Source organism: Pseudophaeobacter sp. C1-32P7, from assembly GCF_041008775.1.
GTDB lineage: Bacteria > Pseudomonadota > Alphaproteobacteria > Rhodobacterales > Rhodobacteraceae > Phycobacter > Phycobacter gallaeciensis_A.
Window position 1 is genome coordinate 49,199 of sequence record NZ_JAXGFR010000011.1, and the last position, 14,588, is coordinate 63,786.

Genomic DNA, 14,588 nt, shown 5'->3' on the forward strand with positions numbered 1-14,588 from the left:
TTATGACACAGAAACTGCTATTGATGGCGGCAGGCGGCACCGGGGGGCACATGTTCCCGGCGCAGGCCCTGGCCGAAGAGATGCTGCGCAAGGGCTGGCGGGTGAAACTGTCGACCGATGCGCGCGGCGCCCGCTATACCGGCGGCTTTCCTCATACGGTGGAAATCACCGAGGTGTCCTCGGCCACCTTTGCCCGCGGCGGACTATTGGCCAAGGCGCTGGTAGGACCGAAGATCGCCGGGGGCATTGCCAGCATGGCCCTGCAGATGCGGCGTGACCGCCCCGACGCGGTGGTGGGCTTTGGCGGCTATCCGTCGATCCCGGCGCTGGGCGCGGCGACGCTGCTGGGTCTGCCCCGGATGATCCATGAACAGAACGGTATTCTGGGCCGGGTGAACCAGTTGTTTGCCAAACGCGTGGCGCAGGTGGCCTGCGGCGTATGGCCGACCGAATTGCCTGAGGGTGCCAAGGGCGTGCACGTGGGCAACCCGGTGCGCCGCGCCGTGCTGGAGCGCGCGGGCGCGGCCTATATTCCACCGGGCGATTATCCGATGTCGGTGCTGGTGATGGGCGGCAGCCAAGGCGCGCGCATCCTGTCCGATGTGGTGCCCGGCGCGATTGCAGCCCTGCCCGAAGGGATCCGTCGCCATCTGCGCGTGGCCCATCAGGCGCGCGATGAGGATGGCGAACGCGTCAGCGCCTTCTACGCCGAACATGGCGTTGCTGCCGATGTTCAGCCTTTCTTTCACGATGTGCCCGCACGGATGAGCGAGGCGCAGCTGGTGATCTCGCGCTCCGGGGCCTCGTCGGTTGCCGATATCTCGGTCATCGGCCGCCCGTCGATCCTGATCCCATTCGCCGCCGCGGCGGGAGACCACCAGAGCGCTAATGCGCGTGGGCTGGTTGATGCGGGCGGGGCGGTGCTGATCCCAGAAAGCGCCCTTGACGTTCAGGCGCTGTCAGAGCCGATCTCTGCCGTTCTGAGCGCCCCGGATGCGGCTGCCCAGATGGCCCAAGCAGCATTAAGTGTCGGCGTTCCCGATGCCACCGATCGTCTGGTGGCACTGGTCGAACAGCTGGCGGAGGAAGGATAGACCATGACGCCCGCAACCAAACTGCCCGGAGATGTTGGCCCGATCCATTTTGTCGGCATCGGCGGCATCGGCATGTCCGGCATCGCCGAGGTCCTGCTCAACCTTGGCTATGTGGTGCAGGGGTCTGACCTCAAGTCGTCAAAGATCACCCAGCGGCTGGAGGGCCTCGGTGCGCTGGTTTTCGAAGGTCAGCGGGCTGAGAACCTGGAAGACGCCGAAGTCGTCGTGATTTCCTCGGCGATCAAGCCGGGCAACCCGGAACTGGACGAGGCCCGCCGTCGTGGTCTGCCCATCGTGCGCCGGGCCGAGATGCTGGCCGAGCTGATGCGGTTGAAATCCAACATCGCCATTGCCGGCACCCATGGCAAAACCACCACGACTACGATGATGGCCGAGCTGATGGTGGCCGGGAATTTCGACCCCACCGTGGTCAACGGCGGCATCATTCACGCCTACGGATCGAACGCCCGCATGGGGCAGGGCGAATGGATGGTGGTCGAGGCGGACGAAAGCGACGGCACCTTCAACCGCTTGCCTGCGACCATCGCTGTGGTCACCAATATCGACCCCGAGCATATGGAGCACTGGGGCGACTTTGATACTTTGCGCGACGGGTTTTACAACTTCGTCTCGAACATTCCTTTTTATGGTGTCGCGGTCTGCTGTACCGACCACCCCGAGGTGCAGGCGCTGGTGGGGCGCATCACCGACCGCCGCGTTGTCACCTATGGTTTCAACGCACAGGCGGATGTTCGTGCCGTGAACCTGACCTACAAGGCAGGCGTTGCCCATTTCGACATCCTATTGCAGGCCGAAGGTCAGAAGATCGAAGGCTGCACGCTGCCGATGCCGGGGGATCACAACGTCTCCAACGCGCTGTCGGCGGTGGCCGTGGCGCGCCATCTGGGCATGAAAGGCGAGGAAATCCGCGCTGCGCTGGCTGCATTCGGCGGGGTCAACCGCCGTTTCACCAAGGTGGGCGAAGTGAACGGTGTTACCGTGATCGACGATTATGGCCACCACCCGGTGGAAATCGCCGCCGTGCTGAAGGCCGCGCGTCAGGCCGTTGGCGCTGATAGCAATGCTCGTGTCATCGCCGTGCACCAGCCGCACCGCTATTCACGCCTGTCTTCCCTGTTTGATGATTTCTGCGCCTGCTTCAACGATGCCGATGTGGTCGCCATCGCCGAGGTCTTTGCCGCCGGTGAGGACCCGATCGAAGGAGCCAGCCGCGACGATCTGGTGGCGGGGCTCATCCGCCACGGACATCGCCACGCCCGCGCGCTGCTGAACGAGGACGATCTGGAGCGTTTGGTGCGTGAACAGGCGCGCCCCGGTGACATGGTCGTCTGCCTCGGCGCAGGTACTATCAGCGCCTGGGCCAACGGGCTGCCTGAGCGGCTAAGCAAAAGCCAATAGCCCCCGCGAAAGGACACTGCCATGGCTGAGCCGCTGAAACGCCGTATTGGCCTTGGTCTTCTGACCGCCTACGGCGTCGGCGTCATGGTCGGGGCCGGGATCTATGTGCTGGTCGGAGCGGTTGTCGCCGACGCCGGGATCTGGGCGCCGCTATCTTTTGTTTTGGCAGGGCTGATCGCCGCGCCCACTGCGCTCAGCTATGCGGAGTTTTCCTCACGCGTGCCCGAAGCCGCCGGAGAGGCTGCCTTTGTCGGGCAGGGGTTTGGCTCGCAGTCCCTTGCCTTGCTGGTGGGGCTGGCCGTGGTTGTGGCCGGAACCGTCTCTGCCGGCGCGGTGCTGCGTGGCGGCGCCGGGTATCTGACGGCGGCAACCGGCGTGGATGGAACCCTTGCGATCATCGCCATGGGGTTGGCGCTGGTGGCGGTGGCCGTGATTGGCGTTCTGGAAAGCCTGTCGTTGGCGGCGGTTTTTACCGCGATTGAGCTGACCGGGCTGGCGCTGGTGATCTGGGCCGGGGGTACGGGCGATGTGTCGCCGGATTGGGCCCTGCCGCAGGACCTGCCGGGCATTACCGTCTGGGCGGGCCTTGGCCTTGGTGCGGTTCTGGCCTTCTTTGCCTTCATCGGGTTTGAAGACATCGTCAACATGGCCGAGGAGGTCTCGGAGCCGACCCGCACCATGCCGAAGGCGATCCTTTTGTCGCTGACCATCACATCGATCATCTATGCGCTGGTCTGCTGGGCTGCGGTTCGTACTGTCCCGGTGGCCGACCTTTCGCAATCCGGCAGCCCGCTGGCACTGGTCTGGCAGACAGCGCGCGGATCGAACCCCGATTTCCTGTCCTATATCGCGGTCATTGCTGCGCTCAATGGGATCCTGGCGCAGATCGTCATGGCCTCGCGGGTGCTGTTCGGATTGGGCAAACGCAGTCCGGCGCTGGCCCTGTTCCATCACGCCCACCCCCGGTTCGGAACGCCGGTGCTGGCCACGCTGGTATTGGGTGCGGCGGTGATCCTGACGGCCCTGTTCTTCTCGGTGGATCGGCTGGCCGAGGTTACGTCCTCGGTGTTGCTGTCGGTCTTTGTGTTGGTGAACCTCGCGCTGATCTTGCAGAAACGCCACGCGCCCGGCGCGCCCTTTCAGGTGCCGATGGCGGTGCCGATTGTGGGGCTTGTTCTGTCCGCCATCGCCCTGACTGCAGCCGTGGGAGGTATGTTGTGAGCCTGTCCCTGATCCTTGCCGCGCTTTGGGCGCTGACGGCCAATGTCCTTGCCATGATACCCAGCCGCGACAATCACTGGCGCCGCGCCTATGCACTGATCGCCGTCGGCATCCCGATCCTTGGCTATGTCACCTATGAAAACGGTCCATGGTGGGGGCTGGCGGTGCTGATCGCGGGGATGAGCGTGTTGCGCTATCCAGTGATTTATCTTGGGCGGTGGCTGCGCCGGGTGGTCCTGCGGGGCTGATATCGGGTTCTGCCCGAGGTATGCGTGGGGATTGGCAGTACTTTCTTCCCATCCGAGTTTGGCTTAAACCCTGCAGGAAACCGAACGAGTGGCCCATCATGACCGAAATCATCAAATCCCTGCCTGCCGTGCGTGGACGCCTGACCGAGGGGCGAAGCCTGTCGGAACTGACCTGGCTGCGGGTGGGCGGTCCTGCGGATGTGTTGTTCCAGCCCGCTGACATCGAGGACCTTCAGGACTTTCTGCGCGCCCTGCCTGCAAATGTCACGGTCTTGCCCATGGGGGTTGGGTCAAACCTCATCGTGCGCGATGGCGGTATCCACGCGGTAGTGATCCGGCTCGGGCGTGGCTTCAACCAGATCGAGATTGACGGCGACACCGTCACGGCAGGCGCGGCGGCGCTGGATGCCCATGTGGCGCGCAAGGCGGCTGATGCGGGGCTGGATCTGACATTCCTGCGCACCATCCCCGGTTCCATCGGCGGCGCGGTGCGGATGAATGCGGGCTGCTATGGTTCTTATACCGCCGATGTGTTCCACACCGCCACCGTGGTGACGCGGGCCGGGGAGTTGCAGACACTCAGCGCCGATGACCTGAATTTCGCTTATCGCCAGACCACATTCCCCGAAGGTGCGGTGCTGGTTTCGGCCACTTTCAAGGCGCCCCGGGGCGAGGCGGATGCCCTTCATGCCCGCATGGAAGAGCAGCTGAAGAAGCGCGATGAGACGCAGCCGGTCAAGGATCGTTCGGCTGGCTCCACCTTTCGCAATCCGGCGGGGTTTTCCTCGACCGGGCAGGCGGGGGATGTGCACGATCTAAAAGCCTGGAAAGTGATCGAGGATGCCGGTCTGCGCGGTGCCCGCCTTGGCGGTGCGCAGATGAGCGAGAAACACCCGAATTTCCTGATCAATACCGGGGATGCCACCGCCGCCGATCTGGAGGCGTTGGGAGAAGAGGTGCGTCGCAAGGTGCTGGAGAATTCCGGCATTACCCTGCAGTGGGAAATCATGCGGATCGGCGAAAACCTGCCGGACTAAAGTGGCGCCAGCCCTGTCAGTGTCACCCGTAATCCACGCCGCGCTGGGCGAGTGTGGGTAATTCGCAATCATTCGCTCCGGCATGATTGTTTTGGCTGGAACGGCGTGTGAAATTCGGGCAAGAAAGAGACATCCATTAAGGTTGGTAAAGAGGACGTTAAGGTCCCGGTAACTCTTTGGGCAGTATGATGACCTATGGGACGTGATTTGCCGCGCCCCACGGCATGATTGCCTTCTGATGCAAGCAAAAGGATCTCTGTCGCCGATGCGGTGGTGATCCCAGAATAATGAACGCGGCCGAATAACGGACGCGAGAAACAGGGGCGTTAAGCCCGATGAATTGAGGCACTTGTGGTGAGTGAGTCGAGCAGGACACTCCCGACAGTGGCGGTATTGATGGGCGGCCCCTCGGCTGAGCGTGAGGTGTCCCTGTCCTCCGGGCGTGAATGCGCCGCCGCGCTAAGGGGCGAAGGCTATCAGGTGATCGAACTGGACGCGGGTCCGGATCTGTGTGCGCAGCTTGAGGCTGCGGCACCTGACGTCGTGTTCAATGCGCTGCACGGTCGCTGGGGCGAAGACGGCTGCGTGCAGGGCCTGCTGGAATGGATGCGTATTCCCTATACCCACTCTGGTGTGCTGGCCTCGGCGCTAGCGATGGACAAACAGCGCAGCAAATCCCTGTTCCGCAGCGTTGGCCTGCCGGTGGTTGCCAGCGAAATCTTTGCCCGCTCTGAGGTCGAGGCGTCCCATGTGATGGCGCCTCCCTATGTGGTCAAACCCAATAATGAAGGCTCCAGCGTTGGAATCTACCTGGTGCATGAGGCCGCCAATGCGCCGCCGAAACTCTCGGACGACATGCCCGATCAGGTGATGGTTGAAACCTATGCCCCGGGGCGCGAGCTGACCGCGACCGTGATGGGCGACAAGGCACTGACAGTGACCGACATTCTGACCGATGGCTGGTACGATTATGATGCGAAATATCAGCCGGGCGGATCGCGCCATGTGCTGCCTGCGGATCTGCCGCAGGAGATTTTCGATCTGTGCCTGGAATACGCCAAACGCGCCCATGATGCACTGGGCTGCCGGGGCGTGAGCCGCACCGATTTCCGCTGGGACGAAAGCCGCGGCGCTGAGGGGCTGATAATCCTGGAAACCAACACTCAGCCCGGCATGACGCCGACTTCGCTGGCCCCCGAGCAAGCCGAACATTTCGGCATCACCTTTGGGCAGCTTTGCGCATGGATGGTGGAGGACGCCTCATGCGGTCGCTGATCCGGCGCAAGAGCAAGGAACACAGCGGAGCGTCCGATCCGGCGCCTTCTCGCCTGAAGTACCGGTTGCAGCGCTGGATGCTGACGCCAGGGATCCGGTTCGGTCTGCGGGTCGGGGTGCCGATCTGCCTGCTGGCTGCGGCGGGAACCGCGTTTCTGGCGGATGAAGGGCGGCGCGACGCCTTGCAAGGCACGATCAATTCGATCCGCGCCTCGATCGAGGAGCGTCCTGAATTCATGGTCAACGTCATGGCCATCGACGGGGCAGGGACCAGCGTCTCCGAAGACATCCGCGAGGTGGTGCCGCTCGATTTTCCGATCAGCTCCTTCGATCTGGATCTGGGCCAGATCCGCGATGTGATCGAAGGACTTGACCCGGTGCGCACCGCCAGCGTGCGGATCCGCCCGGGCGGCATTCTTCAAGTCAATGTGGAAGAACGTAAACCGGCGCTGATCTGGCGTAGCCGCGACGGGCTGGCGCTGCTGGATGAAACCGGCGCGCATGTGGCCGAGCTGGGACAGCGGAGGCTGCATCCTGATCTGCCGCTCATTGCCGGGCGTGGGGCCAATCGCGAGGCCGAGGAGGCGATGCGGCTTCTGGCGGCAGCCAGCCCGCTTGGCGACCGGTTGCGGGGGGTGGTACGGGTTGGCGAGCGCCGCTGGGACGTGGTTCTGGATCGCGGTCAGCGGATCTTGCTGCCCGAGGACAACCCGGTGCAGGCGCTGGAGCGGGTGATCGTGGTCAGCGAGGTCAAGGATCTGCTGGAACGTGATGTCGCCGCCGTGGATATGCGGATCGCGGCGCGGCCGACGGTCCGGATGACAGAAAATGCAGTGGAAAACTGGTGGCGGATCAGGGAAATGAACGGGGGTGGGCTGTAAGATGACGGATCTTTATCAATCGCAGCGTGCCATGCGGCAGATGCGGCGGCAGGCATTGCAGCGCGGTGTCGTGGCCATTCTGGATGTGGGCAGTTCCAAGATTGCCTGTCTTGTCCTGCGATTTGATGGCTCTGCCCAACCTAATGAAGACAGTGCTATCGGGTCGCTTGCCGGGCAATCCGGCTTTCGGGTTATCGGCGCCGCGACCACCCGCTCGCGCGGGGTGCAGTTCGGCGAAATCTCCGCCATGCAGGAAACTGAGCGAGCCATCCGCACCGCCGTTCAGGCCGCGCAGAAGATGGCTGGTGTACGTGTTGACCACGTGATCGCCTGCTTCGCCGGGGCCAACCCGCGCTCTTACGGGCTGGATGCAAAGGTCGAACTTCAGGCGCAGGAAGTGTCGGAGAACGAGATCGCCCGCGTCCTGGCTGCCTGCGAGGTGCCGGATTATGGCGCCGGGCGTGAAGTGGTCCATGCTCAGCCGGTGAATTTTGCGCTGGATAACCGCTCGGGTCTGTCGGATCCGCGCGGTCAGATGGGGCAGACCCTGTCGGTGGACATGCATATGCTGACGGTGGATTCTGCCACCGTGCAGAACCTGATGCGCTGCATTCAGCGCTGCGACCTTGAACTGGCGGGTATTGCCTCGTCGGCCTATGCCTCGGGCTATGCGGCGCTGGTCGAGGATGAGCAGGAACTCGGCGCGGCCTGTATCGACATGGGCGGCGGGTCGACCTCGATCTCGGTCTTCATGAAGAAACATATGATCTATGCCGATGCTGTGCGCATGGGCGGCGATCATATCACCAGCGACATTTCTATGGGGCTGGGTGTTCCGATGGCCAATGCCGAGCGGATCAAGACCTTTTGCGGCGGCGTTCATGCTACCGGCGCCGACGACCGCGATATGATCGATATTGGCGGGGATACCGGCGACTGGGAGCACGACCGGCGCACCGTCAGCCGGGCCGAGCTGATCGGCATCATGCGCCCGCGGGTCGAGGAAATTCTGGAAGAGGTGCGGGTCCGTCTGGACGCGGCGGGGTTTGAATATTTGCCCAGCCAGCAGATCGTGCTGACTGGTGGCTCTAGCCAGATCATGGGGCTTGATGCCCTGGCCAGTCGTATCCTTGGTCAGCAGGTGCGCCTCGGACGTCCACTTCGCGTCCACGGCCTGCCGCAATCGGCGACCGGGCCGGGTTTTGCCTCGGCCGTGGGGCTCAGTCTCTTTGCGGCGCATCCGCAGGACGAATGGTGGGATTTCGAAATGCCGGTCGACCGCTATCCGGCTCGCTCTCTGCGCCGCGCGGTGAAGTGGTTCAAAGACAATTGGTAAGGCCTGCGCCCACCCCGGTTGAATTTTGGTGACCTGCACCGCACGCGAGGCGATATTGAGCCTGAAAAAAGTCGCCTTTGTGGGCCTTGCCCCCCGTGACAGCGCCGCCCGAAACCGTTAGTTTCGGGTTAACGGACGCATTAAGCGACGAGTCTGAAGGCCGGGCAGTGGCCAGACCGCGATAACTCAGAATAGGAATTCGATGCCTATGGGCGTCGAGGTTTTCTGGTGTTTGTGGGTGAGCTGCTAATTAACCGCTAGATCTGTCGTCTTAGGCGAAATACCGCAGATTTCCATGGATCAGGGGCCATATTTTGTAGCCGCCGACGCTTTTTGGGATGACGCGACTCCGAGGCTGCGGTACAATTTCCGCAGAAAAGTCAGGAAAAGGCCCTTGCGGGAGGGCTATCAACACAGGCGGAAAGAGCATGACATTGAACCTTTCGTTGCCCGGACAGGAAGAGCTGAAGCCAAAGATCACCGTATTCGGTGTCGGTGGCGCGGGTGGAAACGCGGTCAACAATATGATCGAGAAGGCGCTGGAAGGGGTCGATTTCGTCGTCGCCAATACGGATGCGCAGGCCTTGCAACAAAGCGCCTCGAAAAGCCGGATCCAGCTGGGTATCAAAGTCACCGAAGGTCTGGGCGCAGGTGCCCGTCCGCAGGTCGGCTCGGCCGCGGCTGAAGAAAGCATCGAACAGATCGTCGATCATCTGGCCGGGGCGCATATGTGCTTCATCACTGCCGGGATGGGGGGTGGCACCGGTACCGGCGCCGCGCCGATCATTGCGCAGGCCGCCCGTGAGCTGGGTGTTCTGACCGTTGGTGTCGTGACCAAACCGTTCCAGTTCGAAGGCGCCAAGCGTATGCGCCAGGCCGAGGACGGCGTTGAGGCGCTGCAGAAGGTCGTCGACACGCTGATCATCATCCCGAACCAGAACCTGTTCCGCCTGGCCAATGAGAAAACCACCTTCACCGAGGCATTCTCGATGGCGGACGATGTCCTGTACCAGGGCGTCAAAGGCGTGACCGACCTGATGGTCCGTCCGGGCCTTATCAACCTCGACTTTGCTGACGTTCGTGCCGTGATGGACGAAATGGGCAAGGCGATGATGGGCACAGGCGAGGGCGAAGGCGAAGATCGCGCCATTCAGGCCGCAGAAAAGGCCATCGCCAACCCTCTGCTGGACGAAATCAGCCTGCGCGGTGCGCGCGGCGTTCTGATCAACATCACCGGCGCTCACGACCTGACCCTGTTCGAACTGGACGAGGCTGCCAATCGGATCCGCGAAGAGGTGGACCCGGATGCGAATATCATCGTCGGTTCGACCCTGGACACCGAAATGGAAGGCAAGATGCGCGTGTCCGTCGTGGCCACCGGTATCGATGCTTCCGACGTGAACACCGACATGCCGGTTGCACGCCGTCCGATGTCGGCGCCGTTGAAGAAAACCGTCAGCGTTGAAGAAACCCGTGCCGCGCCGCTGGAACTGGACGAGCCGGTTGAACAGCCTGCCGTCGCAGCCACGGAAGCCTCGCACGAGGAGCCGACCCTGTTCGAAGGTCTGGACGCCACCGCATCGCAGCCCGAAGCAGCCCCGGCTGAGACCGAAGCCTATGATGACGACGGCCTGCCGCCGCCTGCCTATCAGCCGCAGGTTCCGGAATTCCAGCCGCAGGCCGATGCCGCCGAAGGCGGGGCCGACAGTTTTGTCGCGCCCAAGGCTCCGGCGCCGGGCACGCCGTCGCCCGAGGCCATCGTGCGTCTGCAGGCCGCCGCGCAACGGGCTCAGCCGCAGCAAGCGGCACCACAGCCCGCGCCGCAACCGCAACAGCGCCCGGCCGCCGCAGCTCCGCAACAGCAGCAGGCGCCCGCACCGCAGCAGGAACAGCGTCGCTTTGGCCTGAATTCGCTTATCCACCGGATGACCGGCAGCGCTGCCGAAGGCGGTGAGGCGAAGCCTCAGCCGGTGCGTCAGCAGCCGCAGGCCCCGCAGCACGCGCCGCAGCAATCCGCCGCGCCGCAACCGCAGCAGCAGGCTGATCCGGATCAGGAACGGATCGAAATTCCGGCCTTCCTGCGCCGTCAGGCCAACTGATTTTTCAGAATATCTCGTGAAGAGGGTCGCCATCTGGCGGCCCTTTTTCCTTTTGTTCCAGAAGGTTGCGCGCATCTAGGCAGTGTTTTGCCTATTCGTTACAGGGATGTTTCAATCCGTTACAAAGATTGAGTTGAGCCCGCGTGCCCGTTTCCTTACCTATCATCGGCAACACGGCCCCTGATGGCCGGACCCAGAAGAAAGAGGCACAAGGTGCAGAATACCCTGAAAGCATCGGTGACATTTGAAGGCGCTGGCCTGCATTCCGGCCAGCCTGCGCGGATGGTTCTGAAACCGGCTGCGGCGGATCATGGCATCCGTTTCAAACGGACCGATATCGCTTTGGGCAATTCTGTCATCCCGGCCCGCTGGGACTATGTGGAGCGCACTGCCCTGTGCACCCGTCTGGTCAACGCCGCCGGTGTGTCGGTATCTACCGTTGAGCACGTGATGGCCGCACTGGCTGGTTGTGGTGTGCACAACGCCCTGATTGAAATCGATGGACCCGAAGTGCCGATCCTTGATGGCTCCTCGGCGCTGTTTGTGCGCGGGATCATGCAGAAAGGCGTGCGTCGCCTGTCTGCTCCGGTGCAGGTTCTGCAGGTTCTGAAAGAGGTCAGCGTCGAAAAAGATGGCGCAAAGGCGACCATTCTGCCCTGCGACCGGCTGATGATCGAATTCCACATTGATTTCGCTGAGCAGGCGATTGGACGCCAGAGCAAAACGCTGGACCTGCGCAATGGGGCCTTTGCCCGCGAGCTGTGCGACAGCCGTACATTCTGCCGCCGCGCTGATGTCGAGGCGATGCAGGCCAATGGCCTGGCTCTTGGCGGTGTGCCGGGCGAGAACGCTGTTGTTTTCGATGGTGAAGAGGTCGAAAGCGGCGAAGGTCTGCGCCATTCGGATGAGCCGGTCCGTCACAAGATGCTGGACGCGCTGGGTGACCTGGCGCTGGCCGGTGCGCCGCTGATGGGGCGCTATATCGGTGAGCGTGCTGGTCATGCCCTGACCAACACCCTGCTGCGGGCGCTGTTCGCAACCCCTGGCGCGGTGCGTCTGGTAGAGTGTGATGCGGCCATGGTGGCCCGCCTGCCGGGGCAGGGGCTGGTTTGGGGGGAAATCCCCGCAGCCATCCGCAAGGTCGCCTGATCCCTGCAGGGATCAGCGCAATCATCAGGACACCGATGGAAGACGGACAGGGGCACTTAGGTGCCCTTTTTCATTTGTCCCTGTGGTCCGGCACCCACCGCTGGGGCGCCTCAGGCTTGACCCGGGCCGACAATCTCTGCCAAGTGAGGGCGAAGTGGGTTAAAGGCGTTTTGCACGCCAATTGAATGTGCTAGACCGGGCATAACCGGGGTGGACACCCGCGAGTCAAATGCGGTGAGGTAAGGCAAAGATGATCGGCATCAGGGCAGGAGCCAAATGGATCGGTGCGGTTGTTCTGATGGCTGCATTGTCGGGCTGCGGCGGCGACGGTGGCGCGGCAGAAAAGGCAGGCGCGCTGGACGGCTATACCCCCAAACAGATCTTTGAACGCGGCGAGTTCGAACTGGAACGCCGCCGGTCCAAGGACGCGGCCTTTTACTTCTCCGAGATCGAGCGCCTCTATCCCTATTCAGAATGGGCGAAACAAGCGCTGATCATGCAGGCCTTTTCCTATCACCGTGCCAAGGATTACGAAAACAGCCGCGCCGCCGCGCAGCGGTTCATCGACTTCTACCCGACCGACGAAGACGCCGCCTATGCGCAATATCTGCTGGCGCTCAGTTTCTATGACCAGATCGACGAAGTTGGTCGCGATCAGGGGCTGACCTTTCAGGCGCTGCAGGCGCTGCGCACCGTGATCGAGGTTTACCCCGACAGCGAATATGCCAACTCGGCAATCCTGAAGTTCGATCTTGCTTTCGACCATCTGGCGGGGAAGGAAATGGAAATCGGGCGCTACTACCTGCGCCACAAACACTACACGTCGGCGATCAACCGCTTCCGTGTGGTGGTGGAGGATTTCCAGACCACCAGCCACACCCCCGAGGCGCTGCACCGTCTGGTCGAGGCCTATCTGTCGCTGGGTCTGGTCGATGAGGCGCAGACCGCCGGCGCGATCCTGGGGCACAACTATCAATCGACAGAGTGGTACCAGGACAGCTATAAACTGCTGACGTCGCAGGGTCTGAAGATGCGTGACCGGGGGAACAACTGGCTGAGCCAGATCTATCGCCAGTCGATCAAGGGCCAGTGGCTGTAACAGCGTTTGCAACGGAGCAAAGTAATGCTGCGCGCGCTTGATATCCGCGATATTCTGATCATCGACCATCTGGAGCTGAACTTTCAGACCGGTCTCAACGTGCTGACCGGCGAAACCGGCGCCGGTAAATCGATCCTTCTCGACTCTCTTGGCTTTGTACTGGGCTGGCGGGGGCGCGCCGAACTGGTGCGTCAGGGCGCCTCGCAGGGCGAGGTGGTCGCGGAATTCGAACTGCCCGAGGGCCATCCGGCCCACGCCGTTCTGGAAGAGGCAGGTCTGCCAGCCGGGCGCGAACTGATCCTGCGCCGCGTTAATACCGCTGAGGGCCGCAAGACGGCCTGGGTGAATGATCGGCGCTGCTCGGGTGAGGTGCTGCGCGCCCTGTCGGAAACTCTGGTGGAACTGCATGGCCAACACGATGATCGGGGCCTTTTGAACCCAAAGGGGCACCGCAGCCTGCTGGATGCCTTTGCCGGGGTGCCGGATCTGCTGTCACAGACCCGTGCGGCCTGGGCGACGGCCGCCAAGGCCCGCAAGACGGTTGAGGCCACCCGCGCAGCACTGGATGCGGTGCGCGCCGAAGAGGAATTCCTGCGCCACGCGGTTGAGGAGTTGGACAAGCTGAACCCGGAGCCAGGCGAGGACGAGACGCTGGATGCGCGCCGCCGCCAGATGCAGGGGGCAGAGCGGGTCCGGGGCGATATCGCCCGTGCTCATGCGCTGCTGAGCGAAGGCGCTGATCCGTCGCTGGGCGAGGCGCAGCGCTGGCTGGAAGGTGTTGAGGGCGCCGAGGAGATCGGGCTGACAGAGCCGCTGGCGGCGCTCAGCCGGGCGATGATCGAATTGGGCGATGCGCAGGATGGCGTCGAACGGGTTCTCTCGGCGCTCGATTTCAATCCCGGCGATCTGGAAGATTGCGAAGAGCGACTGTTTGCGATCCGTGCCCTGGCGCGCAAGCATGACGTTCTGCCTGATGATCTGGCCGCCTATGCCGATACCCTGCGCGAAAAACTGGCGGCACTGGATGCAGGCGACAAGGATCTGGCCGATCAGGAGGCCGCACTGCGCGACGCCGAGGCGGCTTATGCAGCGGCTGCAGAGACGCTGAGTGCCGCGCGCCGCGACAGCGCGCTGGCGCTGGACACAGCGGTGATGGCTGAACTGGCGCCCCTCAAGATGGAGCGCGCGGTTTTTGAAACCCGGATCACCGCAGGCGCCCCGGGCCCGGAGGGCCACGACGATGTTGCCTTTACCGTGGCGACCAATCCCGGTGCCCCGGCGGGTCCGCTCAATAAGATCGCCTCGGGCGGGGAACTGAGCCGCTTCCTGCTGGCCCTGAAGGTCTGCTTGCGCGGTGAGGATCGCGACAAGACGCTGATCTTTGACGAAATCGACCGCGGGGTCGGTGGTGCCACTGCTGATGCGGTGGGGCGGCGCCTTAAATCCCTTGCCTCGGGCGGGCAGGTGCTGGTCGTCACCCATTCGCCGCAGGTCGCCGCCCAGGGCGCGCATCACTGGCGGGTGCAGAAACGCGTCACCGATGGCATGACCCTGTCGGAGGTGGTGCCGCTGAGCGAGACGGAACGGGTGGATGAAATCGCCCGGATGGTGTCGGGCGATACCATCACCAAAGAAGCGCGCGCCGCCGCCGGAGCCTTGCTGACCGGCTGACGCACGGGTCACGGTCCTGTGTGCTCAGTGTTGGTGGTTTGGCAATTTTTCTCTGCTTT

General features: G+C 63.0%; 12 protein-coding genes. All 12 read left to right on the forward strand.

Translation table 11 applies throughout. The features are described 5' to 3' along the window. Positions 1 to 2: 2 nt before the first annotated feature. The 12 genes from SM763_RS15920 (at position 3) to recN (ending at position 14,529) form a co-directional block, all read left to right on the forward strand. The gene (locus SM763_RS15920) at positions 3 to 1,094 is read left to right on the forward strand and encodes a UDP-N-acetylglucosamine--N-acetylmuramyl-(pentapeptide) pyrophosphoryl-undecaprenol N-acetylglucosamine transferase (protein WP_368999139.1); all 1,092 of its coding nucleotides are present in this window, start codon (positions 3 to 5) and stop codon (positions 1,092 to 1,094) included. 3 nt (positions 1,095 to 1,097) lie between these two features. Then, on the forward strand, positions 1,098 to 2,513 hold the full coding sequence (gene murC, locus SM763_RS15925) for a UDP-N-acetylmuramate--L-alanine ligase (protein ID WP_368999140.1): 1,416 nt from the start codon (positions 1,098 to 1,100) through the stop codon (positions 2,511 to 2,513). Between the two features lie 21 nt (positions 2,514 to 2,534). Further along, positions 2,535 to 3,734 carry an APC family permease gene (locus SM763_RS15930; protein ID WP_368999141.1) on the forward strand — a complete coding sequence of 400 codons (1,200 nt, stop codon included), beginning with the start codon at positions 2,535 to 2,537 and terminating at the stop codon, positions 3,732 to 3,734. Beyond that, entirely contained in the window at positions 3,731 to 3,982 is a 252-nt protein-coding gene (locus tag SM763_RS15935; protein ID WP_274831776.1) for a DUF2484 family protein, read from the forward strand. Before SM763_RS15930 ends, SM763_RS15935 begins: the two co-directional genes overlap by 4 nt. Before the next feature lie 98 nt (positions 3,983 to 4,080). Beyond that, positions 4,081 to 5,019 (forward strand): UDP-N-acetylmuramate dehydrogenase, encoded by a 939-nt coding sequence (gene murB, locus SM763_RS15940; protein WP_368999142.1) that lies wholly within the window; start codon positions 4,081 to 4,083, stop codon positions 5,017 to 5,019. Positions 5,020 to 5,373: 354 nt separating this feature from the next. Next, complete coding sequence (locus SM763_RS15945) at positions 5,374 to 6,294, forward strand: D-alanine--D-alanine ligase (protein WP_065273053.1); 921 nt, start codon at positions 5,374 to 5,376, stop codon at positions 6,292 to 6,294. Further along, positions 6,282 to 7,175, forward strand: coding sequence for a cell division protein FtsQ/DivIB (locus SM763_RS15950; protein ID WP_368999143.1), 894 nt, complete (start codon positions 6,282 to 6,284; stop codon positions 7,173 to 7,175). The genes SM763_RS15945 and SM763_RS15950 overlap by 13 nt, the downstream gene beginning before the upstream one ends. A 1-nt stretch (position 7,176) precedes the next feature. Beyond that, positions 7,177 to 8,511, forward strand: a complete 1,335-nt coding sequence (ftsA, locus tag SM763_RS15955) for a cell division protein FtsA (RefSeq protein ID WP_065273055.1) — start codon at positions 7,177 to 7,179, stop codon at positions 8,509 to 8,511. A 428-nt stretch (positions 8,512 to 8,939) separates the two neighbouring features. After that, positions 8,940 to 10,610, forward strand: coding sequence for a cell division protein FtsZ (gene ftsZ, locus SM763_RS15960; RefSeq protein WP_274836697.1), 1,671 nt, complete (start codon positions 8,940 to 8,942; stop codon positions 10,608 to 10,610). 183 nt (positions 10,611 to 10,793) lie between these two features. Then, positions 10,794 to 11,759, forward strand: a complete 966-nt coding sequence (gene lpxC, locus SM763_RS15965; protein ID WP_274831779.1) for a UDP-3-O-acyl-N-acetylglucosamine deacetylase — start codon at positions 10,794 to 10,796, stop codon at positions 11,757 to 11,759. A gap of 250 nt (positions 11,760 to 12,009) precedes the next feature. Beyond that, complete coding sequence (locus SM763_RS15970; protein ID WP_065273058.1) at positions 12,010 to 12,858, forward strand: outer membrane protein assembly factor BamD; 849 nt, start codon at positions 12,010 to 12,012, stop codon at positions 12,856 to 12,858. Between the two features lie 24 nt (positions 12,859 to 12,882). Further along, on the forward strand, positions 12,883 to 14,529 hold the full coding sequence (gene recN, locus SM763_RS15975) for a DNA repair protein RecN (RefSeq protein WP_368999144.1): 1,647 nt from the start codon (positions 12,883 to 12,885) through the stop codon (positions 14,527 to 14,529). The last annotated feature ends 59 nt before the right edge of the window (positions 14,530 to 14,588 follow it).